General features: G+C 64.8%; 12 protein-coding genes. 6 read left to right on the forward strand and 6 right to left on the reverse strand.

The genetic code is table 11. The features are described 5' to 3' along the window. Nucleotides 1-42 precede the first annotated feature (42 nt). The gene (locus AC07PT_RS09615) at nucleotides 43-1,872 is read left to right on the forward strand and encodes a DUF294 nucleotidyltransferase-like domain-containing protein (protein ID WP_494656542.1); all 1,830 of its coding nucleotides are present in this window, start codon (nucleotides 43-45) and stop codon (nucleotides 1,870-1,872) included. Further along, nucleotides 1,869-2,534, forward strand: a complete 666-nt coding sequence (locus AC07PT_RS09620) for a 3'-5' exonuclease (RefSeq protein ID WP_492347407.1) — start codon at nucleotides 1,869-1,871, stop codon at nucleotides 2,532-2,534. The genes AC07PT_RS09615 and AC07PT_RS09620 overlap by 4 nt, the downstream gene beginning before the upstream one ends. Nucleotides 2,535-2,624: 90 nt before the next feature. On the opposite strand, the gene AC07PT_RS09625 is transcribed toward AC07PT_RS09620, so the two are convergent. Together AC07PT_RS09625 and AC07PT_RS09630 are read right to left on the reverse strand one after the other, a co-directional pair. Continuing rightward, on the reverse strand, nucleotides 2,625-4,355 hold the full coding sequence (locus AC07PT_RS09625) for a cation acetate symporter (protein WP_494656543.1): 1,731 nt from the start codon (nucleotides 4,353-4,355) through the stop codon (nucleotides 2,625-2,627). After that, complete coding sequence (locus AC07PT_RS09630) at nucleotides 4,352-4,660, reverse strand: DUF485 domain-containing protein (protein ID WP_494656544.1); 309 nt, start codon at nucleotides 4,658-4,660, stop codon at nucleotides 4,352-4,354. The genes AC07PT_RS09625 and AC07PT_RS09630 overlap by 4 nt, the downstream gene beginning before the upstream one ends. Nucleotides 4,661-5,033: 373 nt before the next feature. Here AC07PT_RS09630 and AC07PT_RS09635 point away from each other — a divergent pair, with 373 nt between their 5' ends. From AC07PT_RS09635 to AC07PT_RS09650, 4 genes are all read left to right on the forward strand, one after another. Then, complete coding sequence (locus tag AC07PT_RS09635) at nucleotides 5,034-6,698, forward strand: MFS transporter (protein WP_494656545.1); 1,665 nt, start codon at nucleotides 5,034-5,036, stop codon at nucleotides 6,696-6,698. 268 nt (nucleotides 6,699-6,966) lie between these two features. Further along, the gene (uvrA, locus tag AC07PT_RS09640) at nucleotides 6,967-12,723 is read left to right on the forward strand and encodes an excinuclease ABC subunit UvrA (protein WP_494656546.1); all 5,757 of its coding nucleotides are present in this window, start codon (nucleotides 6,967-6,969) and stop codon (nucleotides 12,721-12,723) included. Between the two features lie 82 nt (nucleotides 12,724-12,805). After that, nucleotides 12,806-13,768, forward strand: coding sequence for a Bug family tripartite tricarboxylate transporter substrate binding protein (locus AC07PT_RS09645; protein ID WP_494656547.1), 963 nt, complete (start codon nucleotides 12,806-12,808; stop codon nucleotides 13,766-13,768). A gap of 49 nt (nucleotides 13,769-13,817) precedes the next feature. After that, nucleotides 13,818-14,174 (forward strand): hypothetical protein, encoded by a 357-nt coding sequence (locus AC07PT_RS09650; protein ID WP_494656548.1) that lies wholly within the window; start codon nucleotides 13,818-13,820, stop codon nucleotides 14,172-14,174. A gap of 51 nt (nucleotides 14,175-14,225) precedes the next feature. On the opposite strand, the gene AC07PT_RS09655 is transcribed toward AC07PT_RS09650, so the two are convergent. The 4 genes from AC07PT_RS09655 to AC07PT_RS09670 all read right to left on the reverse strand — a co-directional run bounded on the left by AC07PT_RS09655 (nucleotide 14,226) and on the right by AC07PT_RS09670 (nucleotide 19,259). Continuing rightward, entirely contained in the window at nucleotides 14,226-16,007 is a 1,782-nt protein-coding gene (locus tag AC07PT_RS09655; RefSeq protein WP_494656549.1) for an ArnT family glycosyltransferase, read from the reverse strand. Nucleotides 16,008-16,171: 164 nt separating this feature from the next. Further along, nucleotides 16,172-17,110 carry a glycosyltransferase family 2 protein gene (locus tag AC07PT_RS09660; protein WP_494656550.1) on the reverse strand — a complete coding sequence of 313 codons (939 nt, stop codon included), beginning with the start codon at nucleotides 17,108-17,110 and terminating at the stop codon, nucleotides 16,172-16,174. A gap of 239 nt (nucleotides 17,111-17,349) precedes the next feature. Beyond that, nucleotides 17,350-18,177, reverse strand: a complete 828-nt coding sequence (locus AC07PT_RS09665) for an HAD-IIB family hydrolase (protein WP_494656551.1) — start codon at nucleotides 18,175-18,177, stop codon at nucleotides 17,350-17,352. Beyond that, complete coding sequence (locus AC07PT_RS09670; protein ID WP_494656552.1) at nucleotides 18,174-19,259, reverse strand: acyltransferase family protein; 1,086 nt, start codon at nucleotides 19,257-19,259, stop codon at nucleotides 18,174-18,176. Before AC07PT_RS09670 ends, AC07PT_RS09665 begins: the two co-directional genes overlap by 4 nt. Nucleotides 19,260-19,286: the final 27 nt, after the last annotated feature.

Genomic DNA, 19,286 nt, shown 5'->3' on the forward strand with positions numbered 1-19,286 from the left:
GCAGCCCGCCCCGGCGCAGCGGCCCCTGATCGGAGACAAGCGATGCCCAACGCCTTCAATTTCTCGGCTTCGCCATTCGACTGCCTGAAACCTGACGAGCAGCGTCTGGTGCGCAACAGTGTCGATGTGGCCTACTTTCGCGCCGGCACCCCCATCCTCGAAGTGGGTTCCGTGCCCACCCATCTGTTTGTCATCATCAAGGGCTTTGTGACCCAGCTCGATGGCGAAGAGGTCATCGGCAGCTACGGCCCGGACGACTGCTTTGATGGCCGAGGCCTGGTGGCCGGGCGGGTCAGCCACCGATTTGTGGCGTCTGAAGAGGTGGTGGCCTACCAACTGGCGCACCAGGCGGTCAACGAACTGATCGCGTCCAACGCCACTTTTGGCGCCTTGTTGTTCTCCGATCTCAGCAACAAGCTCAGCACCCTGGCCCAGCGTCAGGGCAGCCACGAGCTTCACTCGCTCACCATGGCCCGGGTCGAGGAGGCCTTTGTCCGCCCGGCCCCCACGGTGGAGGCCGACACCGACATCGTCACCGTGGTGCGTCGCTTTCAGGCGGAGAAAACCTCCAATGTGCTGGTGCGTGATGGCCGCAGCGACCCGCCCCGGCTGGGCATCTTCACGGCCACCGCCTTGCAGCGTGCCGTGCTCGATGGCCGACCGCTCGACCAATTGGCCGTTGGCGAGCTGGCCAGCTACCAACTGGTCACCGTGCGCCCGGGCGATCTGCTGGGCGATGCCATGGCCCTGATGCTGCGCAGCCGCGTGCACCGGGTGGTGGTGGCCGAAGGCGGCGAGGTGCGCGGCATCCTTGAGGCCTTGGACCTGTTCAGCTTCCTGGGCAACCATTCGCACCTCATCACGGTGCAGATCGAGCAGGCCCGCGATCTGGCCGGCCTGGAGCAGGCGGCAGGCCAGATCAACCGCATGATCGGCCTGCTGTCGCGCGGCGGCACCCGGGTGGGGCTGATTGCGCGGCTGGTACAGCAACTCAATCTGCGCCTGTTCGAGCGCGCCTGGGACATGCTGGCACCGCCCGAGCTGGTCGCCAACAGCTGCCTGTTCGTGATGGGCAGCGAGGGCCGCGGCGAGCAGTTGCTCAAGACCGATCAGGACAACGCCCTGGTGCTGCGCGACGGCTACGTGCCGCCAGCCGACCTGCAGGCCCTGTGCGAACGCTTCTCAGCAGCCCTGAGCCGCTTTGGCTACCCCGAATGCCCGGGCCACATCATGCTGAGCAACCCCGACTGGCGCGGCAGCGTCAGCGAGTTCAGCCAGCGCGCCCGCGATTGGTTGCTGGTGCCCGATGCCGACAAGCTCATGAAGCTGGCCATCTTCATGGACGCCCACGCGGTGTGCGGCGATGCCTTCTTGCTGACCCGGGTGCAGGAGCAGGTGCAGGCGCTGTCGCTGGACAACGAAGCCATGCTCAGCCGCTTTGCCTCGGCGCTCGATGCTTTTGGCGAATCCTCCAATGGCTGGCTGCACCGCCTGTTCTCGCTGGGCGAGGACGGGCGCCAGCTCAACCTCAAGAAAGAGGGCATTTTTCCGCTGGTGCATGGGGTGCGCAGCCTGGCGCTGGCCCACCGGATCACCGAGACCAGCACCAGCGGGCGCATTGCCGCCCTGGTGGCCGCCGGGGCCCTCAGTGCCGACACGGCCACCGAATTGACCGACAGCCTGCAGGTGTTCATGGGCCTCAAGCTCAAGGCCGGCCTGGCCGAGATCGACCTGAAGCGCCCGGTCACCGGCGCGGTCGACTTTGCCCAGCTCAGTGCGCTGGACCGCGACCTGCTCAAGGATTCGCTGAGCGTGGTCAAGCGCTTCAAGGTGCAGCTGCGCCACCGTTTTCGCCTGGACGCCCTGTCATGAGCACCGTGCCCTTGCCCTCGGTGGCCAACCGCTGGTTGCAGCGCCTGCGCCGTGACTGGGCCTTGCGCCGGCTGGCCGACCCGTCGTTTGCATTTCTGTTCGACGATCCTCCGCCCGATGAGTGGGTCTCGCTGGATTGCGAGACCACCGGCCTCAATGTGCGCAGCGACGAGATCGTGTCCATTGGCGCCGTGCGCATCGTGGGGGACCGCCTCATGACCAGCGAACGGCTGGAGCTGCTGGTGCGGCCTGAGCGCGGTGTCTCGGCCGAGAGCGTGCGCATCCACCGCCTGCGCGAGCGCGACGTGGCCGAAGGCCTGCCCGCCGACGAGGCAGTGCGCCGCCTGCTGCACTTCATCGGGCCACGCCCGCTGGTGGGTTATTTTTTGGAGTTCGATGTGGCCATGCTCAACCGCGTGGTGCGGCCCCTGCTGGGTCAGCCTTTGCCGCAGCCCAAGATCGAAGTGTCGGCCCTGTACTACGACCACAAGTTTCGTCAGCTGCCTCCCTACCAGCAGCACGACAACGCCGACATCGACCTGCGCTTTGCCACCCTGATGGCCGACTTGCAGCTGCCGCTGCGCGATGCCCACGACGCCATCAATGACGCGGTGATGGCCGGCCTGGCCTTCATCAAGCTGCGGGCGCTGAAAAGCGGCTAGCGCCCGCAGCGCAGAAAAAGAAAAACCGGGCCGAGGCCCGGTTTTTTCATGGGTGGGAGACGGGGCGCGTCAGGGCGACCCGTTTCCGCTTCAGTGACCCGAGGCGCCCGAGGCACCCAGGCCGGTTTCCGAGCGCACCTGCTGCGAAGCGAAGGCTTCGCGTTCCTTGGCGGCCTGGCCGCTGCGGTCCAGGACCGAGAACAGCCACACACCGAAGAAGCCGATGGCCATCGAGAACAGGGCTGGCGACGAGTACGGGAACCAGGCCGAGCCCTTGGGGTAGCCCAGCGTGGCTTCCCACACCGAGGGCGACACGATGGTCAGGCCCACCGAGGAGATCAGGCCCAGGAAGCCACCGATCACAGCGCCCTTGGTGGTGCAGTCTTTCCAGAGCACCGACAGGAACAGCACCGGGAAGTTGGCCGAGGCCGCAATCGCGAAGGCCAGCGACACCATGAAGGCGATGTTCTGCTTCTCGAAGGCGATGCCCAGCACCACGGCGACGATGCCCAGGGCCACAGTGGTCATGCGCGACACCTTCAGCTCGGAGGCGCTGTCGGCCTTGCCGCTCTTGAACACGGTGGCGTACAGGTCGTGCGACACGGCCGAGGCGCCCGACAGCGTCAGACCGGCCACCACAGCCAGGATGGTAGCGAAGGCCACGGCCGAGATGAAGCCGAAGAACACGTCGCCGCCGACCGACTTGGCCACCAGAACCGCTGCCATGTTGGCGGTACCGGCACCGCCCTTGATCACGCCCTTGGCCACGTCGGCCATTTCAGGGTTGGTCAGCACCAGGGTGATGGCGCCGAAGCCGATGATGAAGATCAGCACGTAGAAGTAGCCGATCCAGGTGGTGGCCCACAGCACCGACTTGCGGGCTTCCTTGGCATCGGGCACGGTGAAGAAGCGCATCAGGATGTGAGGCAGGCCAGCGGTACCGAACATCAGGGCCATGCCGAAAGAGATCGCCGAAATCGGGTCTTTGATGAAGCCGCCAGGGCCCATGACCGACAGGCCGATCTTGGCCGCCTCTTCGGGCGACTTGCCGGCGTTGGCGGCGATGGCCGCCTTCACCTTCACGCCTTCGGCAAACAGGGCTTCAGGGCTGAAACCATACTTGGCCAGCACCATGAAGGCCATGAAGCTCACGCCCGCCAGCAGCATGCAGGCCTTGATGATCTGCACCCAGGTGGTGGCCGTCATGCCACCAAACAGCACGTAGACCATCATCAGCGCGCCCACGATCACCACGGCCAGCCAGTAGTCCAGGCCGAACAACAGCTTGATCAGCTGGCCGGCACCCACCATCTGGGCGATCAGGTAGAAGGCCACCACCACCAGGGTGCCCGAGGCCGCAAAGGCGCGGATCGGAGCCTGTTGGAAGCGGTACCCTGCCACGTCGGCAAAGGTGAACTTGCCCAGGTTGCGCAGGCGCTCGGCCATCAGGAAGGTGATGATGGGCCAGCCCACCAGGAAGCCGATGGAGTAGATGATGCCGTCATAGCCAACGCCCATCACCATGGCCGAAATGCCCAGGAACGAGGCCGCCGACATGTAGTCGCCGGCAATCGCCAGGCCGTTCTGGAAGCCGGTGATGCCACCACCTGCGGTGTAGAAGTCGGCGGCCGATTTGGTCTTGGCCGCAGCCCACTTGGTGATCCACAGCGTGCCTGCCACAAAGGCGGCGAACATGATGATGGCGGTCCAGTTGGTGGCCTGCTTGGCGGCTTCGCCCAGATCACCGCCCGCCGCGAGGGCCGAGCCGCTGGCGGCCAGGGCCAGCGCGCCCGCCAGTGCGAATTGGAGTTGCTTGTTCATTTGGTGGCGTCCTTCAGGATGTCCTTGGTCAACTGGTCGAATTCACCGTTGGCACGCTTCACGTAGATGCCCGTGATGATGATGGTGAAAACGATCACGCCCATGCCGATCGGGATGCCCAGCGAGGTCACGCCGGCGCCGATGGGCTGAGCCAGAAAGGCCTTGTCGAAGGCGATCAGGCCGATGTAGCCGTAGTACACGACCAGCATCAGGATGGTCAGGAAAACGCCCAGGCCATTGCGTTTGCGGCGCAGCTCCAGGTACTTCGGGTGGGTTTTTATCTTGTCGACAACAGGGTCGCTCATGTCTCTCTCCAGTAGTTGGAATGGATGCAGGGCGTGGCCCGAAAGCCACCGGCCACGAAACAATTCTGGGCAGCGTCCCTGACCAACTGCTTACGTAAGCCAGCGATAAGCCAGGCCGGGCGTGCGAGCGTCGAAAATCAGCAAACCCAGGCCCCATGCGGGTTTCAGCGGTGTTGTGGAGCGCTGAACGGTATGTGATTGACCGTTCAGCTGTCGACAGGCGGCAGGGGGATCGGGTAAACCCCTGACCCGTGTTTACCCTTGCATCAGGGCTTGTCCCAAGTCTGTTTGTCAGGGTTCGGTCAGAGTAGCTTCTGATAGTGGCTGCCACAGCCTGGGCCGGATCGCTGGCCCCCACCAACGGAGACACACCATGGCAGCCCCTGCACGACCCATGACACCCGAGGAGCGCCGTGTCATCGTCGCGTCCTCACTCGGAACCGTCTTCGAGTGGTACGACTTCTACCTGTACGGTTCGCTGGCCGGCATCATCGCGCAGCAGTTCTTCTCGGGGTTGGACCCAAGTTCGGCCTTCATCTTTGCGCTGCTGGCCTTTGCGGCCGGGTTCATCGTGCGGCCCTTCGGTGCGCTCGTGTTCGGTCGGCTGGGCGACATGATCGGGCGCAAGTACACCTTTCTGGTCACGATCCTGATCATGGGCATGTCCACCTTCATCGTGGGCATCCTGCCCTCGTATGCCACGGTGGGGCTGGCGGCGCCGGTGATCCTGGTGGCCCTGCGCATGCTGCAAGGCCTGGCCTTGGGCGGTGAATATGGCGGGGCCGCCACCTACGTGGCCGAGCATTCGCCGCCCGGGCGCCGTGGTGCCTACACGGCCTGGATCCAGACCACGGCCACGCTCGGCCTGTTCCTGTCCCTGGTCGTCATCCTGGGCGTGCGCAATCTGGTGGGCGAGGCGGCTTTTGCCGATTGGGGTTGGCGCATGCCCTTTCTGATCTCCATCCTGTTGCTGGGGGTGTCGGTGTTCATCCGCCTGTCCATGAACGAATCGCCTGCCTTCAAGCAGATGAAGGCCGAGGGCAAGACCTCCAAAGCCCCGCTGACCGAGTCCTTTGGCCAATGGAAGAACCTGCGGGTGGTGTTGCTGGCCTTGTTTGGCCTGGTGGCCGGGCAGGCGGTGGTCTGGTACACGGGGCAGTTCTATGCGCCCTTTTTCCTGACCAACGTGCTGCGGGTGGATGGCTCCACCGCCAACATCCTGACCGCCGTGGCCCTGCTGTTGGGCACGCCTTTTTTCATCGTGTTCGGCACGCTGTCCGACCGCATCGGGCGCAAGCCCATCATCCTGGCAGGTCTGCTGCTGGCCACCGTGAGCTATTTCCCCCTGTTCAAGGCGCTGACCCAGGCGGCCAACCCCGACCTGGCGGCGGCCCAGGCGCGCAATCAGATCGTGGTGATCGCGGCCGCGGGGGACTGCTCGTTCCAGGGCAACCCGGTGGCCCGCGAGATCGACTTTTACCGCTCGTGTGACATTGCCAAGCGCTTCCTGGCCCAGAACGCGGTGAGTTACTCCAATCAGGTGTCGGCGGCTGGCGGCCCGGCGCGGGTGCGCATTGGCGAGCAAGACATCACGGCCCCGGTGGGGCGGGTGGTCAACCACAAGTTTGACGATGAGAGCTACCGGGCCATCACGGCTTTCAAGAAGCAGGTGGGCGAGGCCCTGAAGAGTGCGGGCTACCCGCCCCAGGCTGATCCGGCCAAGGTGGACCATGTGACCATCGTGCTCATCCTGACCCTGTTGGTGATCTATGTGACCATGGTCTACGCACCGATTGCGGCCATGCTGGTCGAGCTGTTCCCCACCCGCATCCGCTACACCTCGATGAGCCTGCCCTACCACGTGGGCAACGGCTGGTTTGGCGGCCTGTTGCCCACCATCAGCTTTGCCATGGTGGCGCAGAACGGCAACATGTTCCATGGCCTGTGGTATCCGGTGGTGATCGCGGCGGCCACCCTGGCCATCGGGTTGGTGTTTGTGCCAGAGACTCGGCAAGTCGATATCTACAGTGGTGATTGAGTAGCGCCCCCACGCTCCCTCACTTCGTGTGGTCGCTGCCCCCCAAGGGGGCCGCAGGCCGCCTTGGGGCGGCCCGGCGCCGGCCTGACCTCTTCGTTATGGGCCTGAGCCGATCAGCCAGGGGGCGTTGCCAGCTGATCCTGCACTTGAGGTCGCGAGTCACCACTGTGAAGGTGCCGGTGGCGGGTTTGAAGGGCTTTGGCCTGTGTCATGCCGGCATTGCGGTGGCCTGCCTAGAATGTTTGGCCTCCACAGGAACCAGCCGACCATGACCCAGGGAATCATCAAAATCCGCGGTGCCCGCCAGCACAACCTCAAGAACCTTGATCTGGACATCCGAACGGGTGAGCTGACCGTGGTCACGGGGCCCAGTGGTTCAGGCAAGTCGAGTCTGGTGTTTGACACCCTGTACGCCGAGGGGCAGCGGCGTTACGTCGAAACTTTCTCGGCCTATGCGCGCCAGTTTCTTGATCGCATGGACAAGCCCGCCGTGGATCGGGTGGAGGGCGTACCGCCGGCGATCGCCATCGATCAGACCAACCCGGTGCGCAGTTCGCGCTCGACCGTGGGCACGATGACCGAGTTGAACGATCACCTGAAGCTCTTGTTCGCTCGCGCTGGCGCCTTGTTCGACCGCCAGACCGCCCAGCCGGTGCGCCATGATTCGCCCGAGACCATCTACACCCAGTTGCTGGCGCGGGCCCAGGCGGCCAGCGTTGACGGGGTGGAGCCGCGCCTGATCCTGACCTTTCCGGTCGAACTGCCGGCCAGCGCCACGGCCGACGAGGTGAGCCAGTGGCTGGCGGCCAGCGGTTTCACCCGGGTGCAGGCCGAGCGCGAGGTGGCCACGCCCACTGGTCCGCGCAAAGTTCTGGATGTGGTGGCCGACCGCCTGCGTGCGGGCAACGCCGAGAAAGTGCGGGTGATCGAGGCCATCGAGACCGCGCTCAAGCGCGGCAGTGGTCGGCTGAACGTCTATGCCCTGTCGGGCGAAGATGCAGAACCCCAGCTGTGGCGCTTTTCCACCGGCTTGCACTGCCCCGACAGCGACCTGCGTTACAGCGAGCCGATCCCGTCGGCGTTCTCCTTCAACTCGGCCGTGGGCGCTTGCGAGGTGTGCCGTGGCTTCGGGCGCGTGATCGGGGTGGACTACGGCCTGGTGATCCCGAACGACAAGCTCACGCTGCGGGCCGGCGCCATCAAACCCATGCAGACCCCGGCCTGGGCCGAGTGCCAGGACGACCTGATGCGCCATGCCGAGGCCGCCGGCATCCCGCGGGACACGCCCTGGTACAAGCTCACCCCCGAGCAGCAGAAATGGGTGATTCAGGGCTCGCCCAACTGGAACGGCAAATGGAACCAGCACTGGTACGGCGTCAAACGTTTCTTCGAGTACCTGGAGACCAAGAGCTACAAGATGCACATCCGGGTGCTGTTGTCCAAATACCGCAGCTACACGCCTTGCGAAACCTGTGCGGGCGCACGCCTGAAGACCGAAAGCCTGCTGTGGCGCATCGGCAGCCGCGAGGCCGCCGATGCCGTGTTGGCGCCGGCCAAGCGTTTCATGCCGGCCGGGGTGGCCTGGTCGCGCGATCAGCTCGAGGCCTTGCCCGGCCTGTGCCTGCATGACCTGATGCTGTTGCCGCTCGATCGCCTGCGCCGTTTCTTCGACGCACTGCACCTGCCGGGCCACGGTTCGGACGGCGAGGCCCAGGCCCTCAAGCTGCTGTACGAGGAAATCACCACCCGCCTCAGGTACCTGTGCGATGTGGGCATTGGTTACCTCACGCTGGACCGGCAAAGCCGCACCCTGTCGGGTGGCGAGGTGCAGCGCATCAACCTGACCACCGCGCTGGGCACCTCCCTGGTCAACACGCTGTTCGTGCTGGACGAGCCCAGCATCGGCCTGCACCCGCGCGACATGAACCGCATCACCGAGGCCATGCACCGGCTGCGCGATGCCGGCAACACCCTGGTGGTGGTAGAGCACGACCCGGCCGTGATGCTGGCGGCCGACCGCATGATCGACATGGGCCCGGGCCCCGGCGAACGCGGCGGGCAGATCGTGTTTGACGGGTCCACCGACGACCTGCGCCGTGCCGATACCCTGACCGGCCAGTACCTGGGCGCGCGCAAGCAGGTGGGCATGGGCTTCAAGCGCCTGGTCAGCGACAACACACCGCGCCTCATCCTGGAGGGGGCGCGCGAGCACAACCTGCAGAACGTGTCGGTCGAGATCCCGTTGCAGCGCCTGGTGTGTGTGACCGGGGTGTCGGGGTCGGGCAAGTCCTCGCTGATCCAGGACGTGCTGGCGCCCGCGCTGCTGCGCCACTTCGGCAAGGCCACGGAGACCCCGGGCCTGCATGACCGCCTGCTGGGCGCCGATCACTTGGGCGATGTGGTGTTTGTCGACCAGTCGCCCATCGGCAAGACCGCGCGCTCCAACCCCGTCAGCTATGTGGGCGCCTGGGACACCCTGCGCGAGATTTTTGCCACCGCGCCGATGGCCCGCCAGCGCAGCTACACCGCCAGCAAGTTCAGCTTCAACAGCGGCGATGGCCGTTGCCCCACCTGCGGTGGTTCGGGCTTCGAGCACGTCGAGATGCAGTTTTTGTCCGACGTCTACCTGCGCTGCCAGGATTGCGATGGCCAGCGCTATCGGCCCGAGATCCTGGAGGTCAAGATCGAGCGCGGTGGCCGCCACCTGAGTGTGGCGGATGTGCTGGACCTCACGGTCAGCGAGGCGGCGAGCCTGTTCGCCGCCGACCGCGAGGTGCTGCGCGCCCTGCAACCCATTGTGGACGTGGGTCTGGAGTACGTGAAGCTGGGCCAGCCCGTGCCCACGCTGTCGGGCGGCGAGGCCCAGCGCCTGAAGCTGGCCGGTTTTCTGGCCGAGGCCGCCAAGGCCGGCAGCAGCAGCCGCCAGCCGGTGGCGCGCAAGGGCACGCTGTTCCTGTTCGACGAACCCACCACGGGCCTGCATTTCGACGACATCGCCAAGCTCATGCGTGCCCTGCGCAAGCTGCTGGAGGCCGGGCATTCGCTGTTGGTGATCGAGCACAACCTCGACGTGATCCGTGCCAGCGACTGGCTGATCGACCTGGGCCCGGAAGGGGGTGACGCCGGCGGTCTGGTGGTGGCCGTGGGCACGCCCGAAGAGGTGCGAGCCCATGCCAGCTCACACACCGGCCAGGCGCTGCGGGAGTACGACCGGGCCATGGGCCTGGGTGCCTATTCGGTCGAGGAGGGCACGCCGTTGCAGGCCCTGGTGCGCCCGCGCCGGCAGGCCCCGGCCCATGGGGCCGATGCGATCCAGATCGTGAACGCCCGCGAGCACAACCTGAAGGGCCTGTCGGTCGACATTCCCCGCGGCAAGTTCAGCGTGGTGACGGGGGTCAGCGGCTCGGGCAAATCCACCCTGGCCTTCGACATTCTGTTCAATGAGGGCCAGCGTCGCTACCTCGAAAGCCTCAATGCCTATGCCCGCAGCATCGTGCAGCCGGCCGGGCGGCCCGAGGTGGATGCGGTGTACGGCATCCCGCCCACGGTGGCGATCGAGCAGCGCCTGTCGCGCGGCGGGCGCAAGTCCACCGTGGGGACCACCACCGAGTTGTGGCACTTTCTGCGCCTGCTTTATGTGAAGCTGGGCGTGCAGCACTGCGTCCACGACGGCGCCCCTGTGCAGCCGCAGACACCCGACAGCATTGCCTCTCAGTTGCTGCGCCAGTTCCGTGGCCAGCACATCGGCCTGCTGGCGCCGCTGGTGATCAACCGCAAGGGGGTCTACACCGAGCTGGCCGACTGGGCCCGCCCCCGCGGCTACACCCACCTGCGGGTGGATGGCCAGTTTCTGCCCACCACGGGCTTTCCGCGCATCGACCGATTCAAGGAACACACCATCGAACTGCCGGTGTGGAGCCTGATGGTGCGGCCCGACAACGAGGCCGAATTGCGTCAGGCCCTGGCCACTGCGCTGGAGCACGGTAAGGGCGTGGTCCATGTGCTGAGCGACCTGACCGGCCTCAAGGAGGCCATGGCCGAGGGGCGCGACACCTCGGCCATCGGCCGCCTGACCCCCTACAGCACCAAACGGGCCTGCCCGGTGTGCAGCACCAGCTATGCCGAGCTGGACCCGCGCCTGTTCTCGTACAACAGCAAGCATGGCTGGTGCCCCGATTGCGTGGGCACCGGCGTGCGCCTGAGCAAGGAGCAGCGCAAGGCACTCGACGATTCGGTGCGTGACGACGACAACAAGGGGCGTGAACAGACCTTTGCCGAACCCGAGGTGGAAGACCTCAGCGATGAGGCCTGCCCGAGCTGTGAGGGCACCCGGCTCAACAAGGTGGCGCGGGCAGTGCGCTTTGCGCAGGTGGGCATCACCGACATCGCCCGTCGCTCGGTGCTGCAGGTGCGCGACTGGGTGGCCTCGCTGGCCCTGCCCGACGAGATGAGTGCGCGTGAGCGCGACATCGCCCGCGATCTGATCCCCGAGATTGGCAGCCGTCTCGATTTTCTGGACGAGGTCGGCCTGGGCTACCTCACCCTGGACCGCGGTGCCCCCACCCTGAGCGGTGGCGAAGCCCAGCGCATCCGCCTCGCGGCCCAGTTGGGCAGCAATCTGCAGGGCGTGTGCTACGTGCTGGACGAGCCCACCATCGGCTTGCACCCGCGTGACAACCAGATCCTGCTGAAGGCGCTGCAGAACCTCAGCGACAAAGGCAACACCCTGGTGGTGGTCGAGCACGACGAGGACACCATCCGCCACGCCGACCACATCATCGACATTGGTCCCAGCGCGGGCAAACGCGGGGGCCGCCTGGTGGCCCAGGGCACGGCCGCCGAGATCGGGGCCTGCGTCGAGTCGGTCACCGGCCGCTACCTGCTGCACGCCATCCGGCACCCGCTGGCCCCGCGCCGTGAGGTGCTGAGTGCGCCCGAAGGCGGTCAGTGGCTGAGCGTCGACGGCGCGCGCCTGCACAACCTGGCCAACATCACCTTGCAGGTGCCGCTCAAGCGGCTGGTGGCGGTGACGGGTGTGTCAGGCTCGGGCAAGTCGACGCTGGCGCGCGATGTTCTGCTCACCAATGTGCAGGCCCTGGTGCAGCAGCGCAGCACCCAGGCCGGGCGGCAGGCCCAGGCCGAGGGCCGCCGTGTGGGCCTGGTCGGCTGCGCCGATGTGCAGGGCTATGAGGTGATCGACCGGGTGCTGGAGGTCGATCAGACCCCCATCGGCAAAACGCCGCGCAGTTGCCCGGCCACCTACATCGGGTTCTGGGACACCATCCGCAAACTGTTTGCCGAAACCCTGGAGGCCAAGGCCCGGGGCTATGCGGCCGGGCGCTTCTCGTTCAACACCGGCGAAGGGCGCTGCCCGGCCTGCGACGGCGCTGGTGTGCGCACCATCGAGATGAGCTTTCTGCCCGATGTGAAGGTGCCCTGCGAGACCTGCCACGGCGCGCGCTTCAACCCCGAGACCCTGGCCGTGACCTGGCGTGGCAAGAGCATCGGCGACGTGTTGCAGATGGAGGTGGACGAGGCGGTGGACTTCTTCGCCTCCATGCCCAACATCAGCCACCCGCTGCAGTTGCTCAAGGATGTGGGTCTGGGCTACCTCACCCTGGGCCAGCCCTCGCCCACGCTGTCGGGCGGCGAGGCGCAGCGCATCAAGCTGGTGACCGAGCTCAGCAAGGTGCGTGACGATGTGACCCGGCGCGGCAACAAGGCGCCGCACACCCTGTACGTGCTGGACGAACCCACCGTGGGTCTGCACATGGCGGACGTCGAGAAGTTGATCCATGTGCTGCACCGCCTGGTCAATGGCGGCCACAGCGTGGTGGTGATCGAACACGACCTGGACGTGATGGCCGAGGCTGACTGGATCATCGATCTGGGTCCCGAAGGCGGGCAGGGCGGCGGCCGCATCGTGGCTGCTACCACCCCCGAGGGGCTGGTGCAGCGTGCCACCCACACCGGGGTGGCGCTGGCGCCGGTGCTGGCGCGCGGGGGACAGGTCGCCGAGGTCTGATCGTTTAGGGTGCCGGAATCAGGCTGCGCCAAAGCGCGGCCTGCGAATCGGCGCCCGGCGCCCTGTCACTGGAGACACCCCTATGCAAAGAAGATCCCTGCTGAAGCTGGCTGGCAGCACCCTGGCCCTGGGCCCGCTGGCCGCACGCGCCCAGGCATTTCCGACCCGACCGGTCAAGCTGATCGTGGCCTTTCCGGCCGGTGGTCCCACCGATATCACGATGCGCCAGCTGGCCGACAACGCCGGCAAGATCCTGGGCCAGCCCGTCATCGTCGAGAACAAGCCCGGCGCAGGCGGCACCCTGCCCGCGCAGGCCTTGCAGAGCTCGGCGCCCGACGGCTACACCGTGGCGCAGATCCCCCTGGGCGTGTTCCGCATGCCCTACACCACCAAGATCAACTGGGACCCGGTGAAGGACATCAGCTACGTGATCAACGTCACCGGCTACGCCTTCGGCCTGGTGGTGCCCAGCAGCAGCGCGATCAAGACCTGGGCCGACTTTGTGGCCTATGCCAAGGCCAACCCGGGCAAGCTCACCTTCGGCTCGACCGGCACCCTGACCAGCCCGCACCTGACCATGGAGCAGGTGGCGCAGAAGCTGGGCCTGCAGCTGACCCATGTGCCCTACAAGGGCAGCGCCGACCTGATGCAGGCCGTGCTCGGTGGCCATGTGATGGCCGCTGCCGATTCGACCGGCTTCGCACCCCAGGTGGAAAGCGGCAAGCTGCGCGTGCTCAACACCTGGGGCGAGCAGCGCCTGGCCAAGTTCCCTGATGCGCCCACGCTCAAGGAGCTGGGGCTGGATCTGGTGCAGAACTCACCCTTCGGTATCGGGGCGCCGCGCGGCACACCGCCCGAGGTCGTCAAACGCCTGCATGACGCGTTCAAAAAGGCCATGGAAGAGCCCAGCTATGTGCAGGCCCTGGGCCGCTACGACATGCTGCCCAACTACATGGACAGCGCCCAATACCTGAAGTTTGCCCAGGACACCTTCAACCGCGAAAAAGCCTTGATCGAGAAGCTGGGCCTGAACAAGCCGGCCTGATCGCGTGAGCCCCGGGCTTGGGCTGGCATGATGGCGTGGCCTGTTGCCCATGTCCGAACACCGCGTCATCGAGATCCACCCTGAAGCCCCGTCCAAGCCGGTCTGGGGACAGCCCTGCAATGGCTGCGGCGTGTGTTGCCTGGCCGAGCCCTGTCCCCTGGGGGTGCTGGTGTCGCGCCGCCGCCGCGGCGCCTGCAAGGCCCTGCAGTGGGCGCCCGAGCTGTTGATTTACCGCTGTGGCATGGTCAGTGCCCCGGCCACCCACCTGCCCGCGGCCCTGCGTTGGGCTGCGCCGCTGCTGGTCCGCCTGGCCCGGCGCTGGATCGCCGCCGGCACGGGCTGCGATGCTGCCATCGAAGTTCCCGGCCTGGGGCACGGTGCAGGTTCCGCGAGCCACGGGGGTTGAGAGCGCCTTCAGAAGAGACGCCACCGGCCCGAAGGTGAAAGGGGCCAACACTCATGGAAGGATATGGAAAGCCTCGGCCCCAGCCCCTTTCTCGATGCTGCGGAAGTAGCGGTCGAATTCGGGATCGCGCCGAAAATCTTGCAGCACGTCATCGCGCGCCAGCAACGTATTGAATCCATCGCTGCGGAGACGCTGTGCCAAGGCTTGCGCCCCTATTTGCATGCCAATGTGCAGGCGCTCGCTGTACCGCCAAGGGCCGAAGACCTCTCCCCATATGGGCGCTGGGGCGTAATAGATCAGGTTTTCCAGGCCGATTTGATAGATCTTTCGGTCTGTTAATAGGTTCAGATGTTGAAGCATGGGGTAGACCGGGAAGACCTGAGTCAGGATGAGTTCCCGCTGGGCTGGTGTAAAGGCCACGCGGCGAAGGTAATCCTGGCTGGCCTGCCAACCGTGGCGTCCAGCCGCCACCAGCAAACCCAATGCCAACAGCAGGCTCAACTGCTGGCGTATCCATGCGGGTTCGAGGACCAGGCGTGGCCGATACCTGAGTGCCCAGCCTGCTGCGTCAACGATCACCTGGGCACTTAGTATGGCCAGAGCGGGGTACATCGGCAGCAGGTAACGGTCGTAATGTGAAGTGGCCAGCCAGACCAGACTGCCATAGGCTCCAAATATTAAGAGGCCACGTCGATCCGGGTCGCGGTAGAAGCGGGGCATGAACAAGGCCAGAAGAGCCGGCCACAGTGCCTTGGGAGGCCAGTTGGAGACCCTCTTGAGGTCAGCAAGTTGCCCAGACAGATCCCATTCGTTCCAGTCATGAAAGCCAAAAATGCGCGCACCCAGCGGATCAAAAGGATCTCCTGTCTCGACGTAGTTGCGCAGGTACCAATAGGCGCAGGGCAGCAGAAAGGCTACCGCTGCAGTGGCCCAAGTCTTCCATGATCTGCGCTCCAAACACAGCAGGACCGTTACAAAGAGAGGGAGGTACGTCAATGCCTGGTACTTGCTGCCTGCGGCCATGCCCAGGCAAAAGGCGGCAACCTTCAGCCAGCCTTGTTGTGACCTTTGCTGCCACCAAAGCCACATCGATACGAAACTGCTCGTCACGAAGAGTGCCATGCCCAGATCGATGTAGGCCGATGCATAAAGGTGCCCTCCCATCACTAACCAGGCTGACGTCGCGAGGCACGCGACAGCCCGCCCGCCATGGCGTAGGCCCAGCCGATACATCATGAGTGCCACAAGCCAGCCCGCCAGTGCATGCAGGAGGTGGGCAAGAATATCGCCTTTGAGGATGATGGCCGCAGCGTAGAGCAAGTCGTAGTTATACGGAAACCAGGGGTAGCGCAGCCATTCGTTGATCGTCAGTGCTCCACTTTGAGCCCATTGCTTGGCGTGGGGCAGGTGGTACATCAGTTCGTCCCATTGCATGGGGGGAGTCAAGGGGGCCACCAAAGTGGGTACCCAGACCGTCAGCACCAAGCCCAGGCTGAGCAGGTCCAGGGCCTGCCAGGTCACGTCGCTCGATCGTGTTTCAGTCAAGCGCCGGTCTTGCCAAGAACGCCATGTTTGTCGAGCAGCCAGGCACCAACTCAGGATCAACAAAGCCAGCAAGAAAGGACGTTTGAGTTGAGCGGCGATGGCCAGGCCCTGGAGGGCCAGTGCGAAGGCGCCCAGACCAACCGCAATGGCCAGTGCATTGGACAGCCAACGGTCGCCCCGGTGTTCGGCCTTGAGGATGTCCAGAAGGAATCGCCCCAGCCCCCAGAATGCCAGCACCATCAAGGCCAGAGATCCATAGAACTTTTGCAAAAATGCGAATTCAGTCATGCGGCTTTGTGTCTGTTGCGGGCCGGGTTCCGAGTGTGGAGGAGGGTCCCCGTGCTGATTGGGTTTCTAGCAAGGCATCGAAGCTCGAGCGTCGATCAGGGCAGTGGCCAGTCCATGGCCCGACCCATGTCGGATGTGTTGTCTGCTTGCCTCGTCGGACGTGTTCATCGGACCGAAGCGTAGTACGGGATGGACAGGTAGGTCAGTTGCTTGGCCTCGCGTCGTCCGATGGTCACGGTGTGCAGGATGACCCCGCACACCAGCGACAGTCCGGCGCACATCATGATGCCGGTGGCAAGGACCCCGGTGGGCAGACGAGGAACCAGTCCGGTTTTGGCGTAGGTCAGCAAAAGGGGACTGGCCAGTGCCAGACCTGACAGGGACAGCAGCAGTGCCAGGAGCCCGAAGAAGGCCAGCGGGCGCTCGCTGATGAAAAGCTTCAGGATCGTGCCCAGGATGCGCCAGCCATCGCGCAGGGTCGAGAGCTTGCTGGTTGAGCCCTCTGGGCGGGGGCGGTAGGTAATTTCGGCTTCGGCATAGGGCATGCGGAGTTCGAGCGCATGCACGGTCAGTTCGGTTTCGATCTCGAAGCCTTGCGACATGGCCGGGAAAGATTTCACGTAGCGGCGCGAAAAAACGCGGTAGCCCGACAGCATGTCGGTGAAGCCGCCGCCGAAGATCCAGGCCACCGAGCCCGTCAGCATGAGGTTGCCCAGGCGGTGACCCGGCCGGTACGTCTGCGGTTTTGAACCGTCGTCACGCCGGCAGCCTACCAGCATATCCAGGCGTTGGGCCAGCAATTGATCGATGTGGGTCCGGATGTCGCACAGGTCATAGGTGGCGTCACCGTCGACCATCACATAGACATCGGCTTCGACATCGGCAAACATGCGTCGCACCACATGGCCTTTGCCCCGCAGTTTGACCGGGATCACGGTGGCGCCGGCCCGGCGGGCGATGCCGGCCGTGTCATCGCTGGAATTGTTGTCGAAGACAAATAATTCAGCTTCGGGCAGGCATATCTTGAATTCGTCGATCACCAATTGGATCGAAAGGGCTTCGTTGTAGCAGGGGATGACGACTGCAATGCGTGGCTGGATCATGACCTTTGGCGTGGATGTGGCTGACAGCAACCAGGTCAGGGATATCGTTTCCCCTTTCCTCCCTGAGCGTCAGGTAATTGACAAGAGACATCATCTTGCCATAGCCCTGTCATGCAACCCCGACCAGCCTGTCCGGTGCGATCTTCGGTTGGCCTCGGCCGCTGGGAAATTGGGTCCGCCTGGCCCGGCGCTGGATCGCCGCCGGCACGGGCCGCGATGTTGCCATCGAAGTTCCCGGTTCACATCGAGACAGCGCCTGAGCGTGCCCTCAGCAGGGTCTGCGCCAGTTCAGCAAACCCGGCGCCGCGTTCGCTGGGCGTGATGTAGCGCGGCAGGTGCTGCAACTGCGGGACGAAGCGGCGCACATTGGCCACCCCCACGCTGAGCGGAAAGTGCTGGAACATCAGTTGGTCATTGGTGGAGTCGCCGACGTACACCCAGCGAACCAGCTCCTCATCCAGTGGGCGATCCCACAACTCGCGCAAAATCCAGCGCGCCCCTTCGAGCTTGTTGTGCGGGCCGTACCAGCCGTTGATGTGGATGCTGCTCACGGTGGCGTTCATGCCTGCAGCCCGCATCCGGGCCACCACCTGTTCGATGGCCTGGGGTGGCAACTCGGTGAATTCGCTGTGGTCGATCGCAATGTCGGTTTCGCGCCCGTCCGAGTCGGTGGCCCGTCGGGCGCCGGGCACGTTGGCTTCGATGTCATGCAACACCGACTGCATGCGCTGGTACTGCTGCTCTCGCAGGGCCAAACTCTGCTGGTAGCACCGCCGCAAGCTGCCGTCGGCCTGGGGGATCAAGGCCACAGCGCCGTTCTCTGCCACGATGGCATCCAGCGGCCAGGTCCGCGCAAAGGGCTCGCTCCAGCCCACAGGCCGCCCCGTGATGGCCACCACCCGCAATCCCGCCGATTTCAGATCATGCAAGGCCTGCAAGGCTTCGGGCGTGATGGCACCGTCCGTCGTGAGGGTGTCGTCGATGTCAGTGAGAAGGCCTAGCAGGGGAGCGGCCTGCTCTGCCGGCAAATTGGTCAAGCTCTGCAGCGTGGGGTGAGGCTGGCTCATGGTGGATGGTTGAGGCGATTCGGTGTGAGGGCCTGCATGAAGGGGCGAGAGGCGCAGAAGGTGACCCAACGTTTTCCAAGGCGCATGGCTGGCTTTTCCACGGCGTACCAAGATGCGGCTGCCAGGGCAAGTGCCAAGCCGAAGCCAAAAATCTGATTGGCATGGATTCCCCACTGAGGCCACCATGCGACGGCCATTTGTTGGGCAGGAAATCCGTACAGGTAAACGCCATAAGAGAAGTCACCGGGCGTTTGCAGCTTTCTGAACCCGCGAGCGCTGGCGATCACCAGCGAACCGTAGAACAGGCTCAGGTACACCAGCGCCTGAAACAGGGGGCTTTGTCGCAGCAGCAGGGTCAGCAGCAACAAGCCGGTTGCGATGCTGGCCCGGACCTCGATCCGGTCTTTGTTCAAGGCCATCAACATGCCCAGCGCAAAGCACGCCGGCAGCAGGCGGGCTTCACCGCCAAACTTCAGGGTCGCCATGGTGTCTGGCGCCCAAAAGCCTGCAGCGATCACGCCGACAGCGAGCACCGTGCTGAGCATGGGCGTTGCCATCAGGCCGATCAGACTCAGTGCCACCAGCATCGAATAGCAATACACCTCAGACGGCAGCGTCCAGAGTGATCCGTTGACCGCGTTCATGCGGTTCAATTCGAAGACCCCCGGCAGGGTCCATTGCAGGCTCAGCAGCATGTTGTTTGCATAGCTGCGGGTCGCTGGGTGGGTCAGGTAGTCGCCCAGCGGCATGCGGGTCATGATCGGGCCCACCACGGCCATGCAGAACACGGTGCAGACGATCAAGCCAGGAAAGATGCGAAAGACGCGGGCGCCGATGAAGCCGGGCAGGTCATGGCGCAGGGATGGGCTGTTGCTGACCATCAGCCCGCTGAGAAAGAAAAACGATTTCACCGCCAGTGAGCCTGCATAGTCGAACCCCAGCAGTGCTTGGACAAAATCCCCTCGTCCTTCGGCAGCAGGTACCAGCGCATAGGCGTGGCCGACGATCACCAGGGCTGCAAAAATGAGGCGCAGCAAATCGAAGTTGTTGTTGTGCCTTTCCAAGCATTGACTCAGCTTCATGAAGGTGTCTCGGGTTAAGCGGGACGA

The sequence above is a fragment of the Curvibacter sp. GW821-FHT09D12 genome (assembly GCF_059416245.1).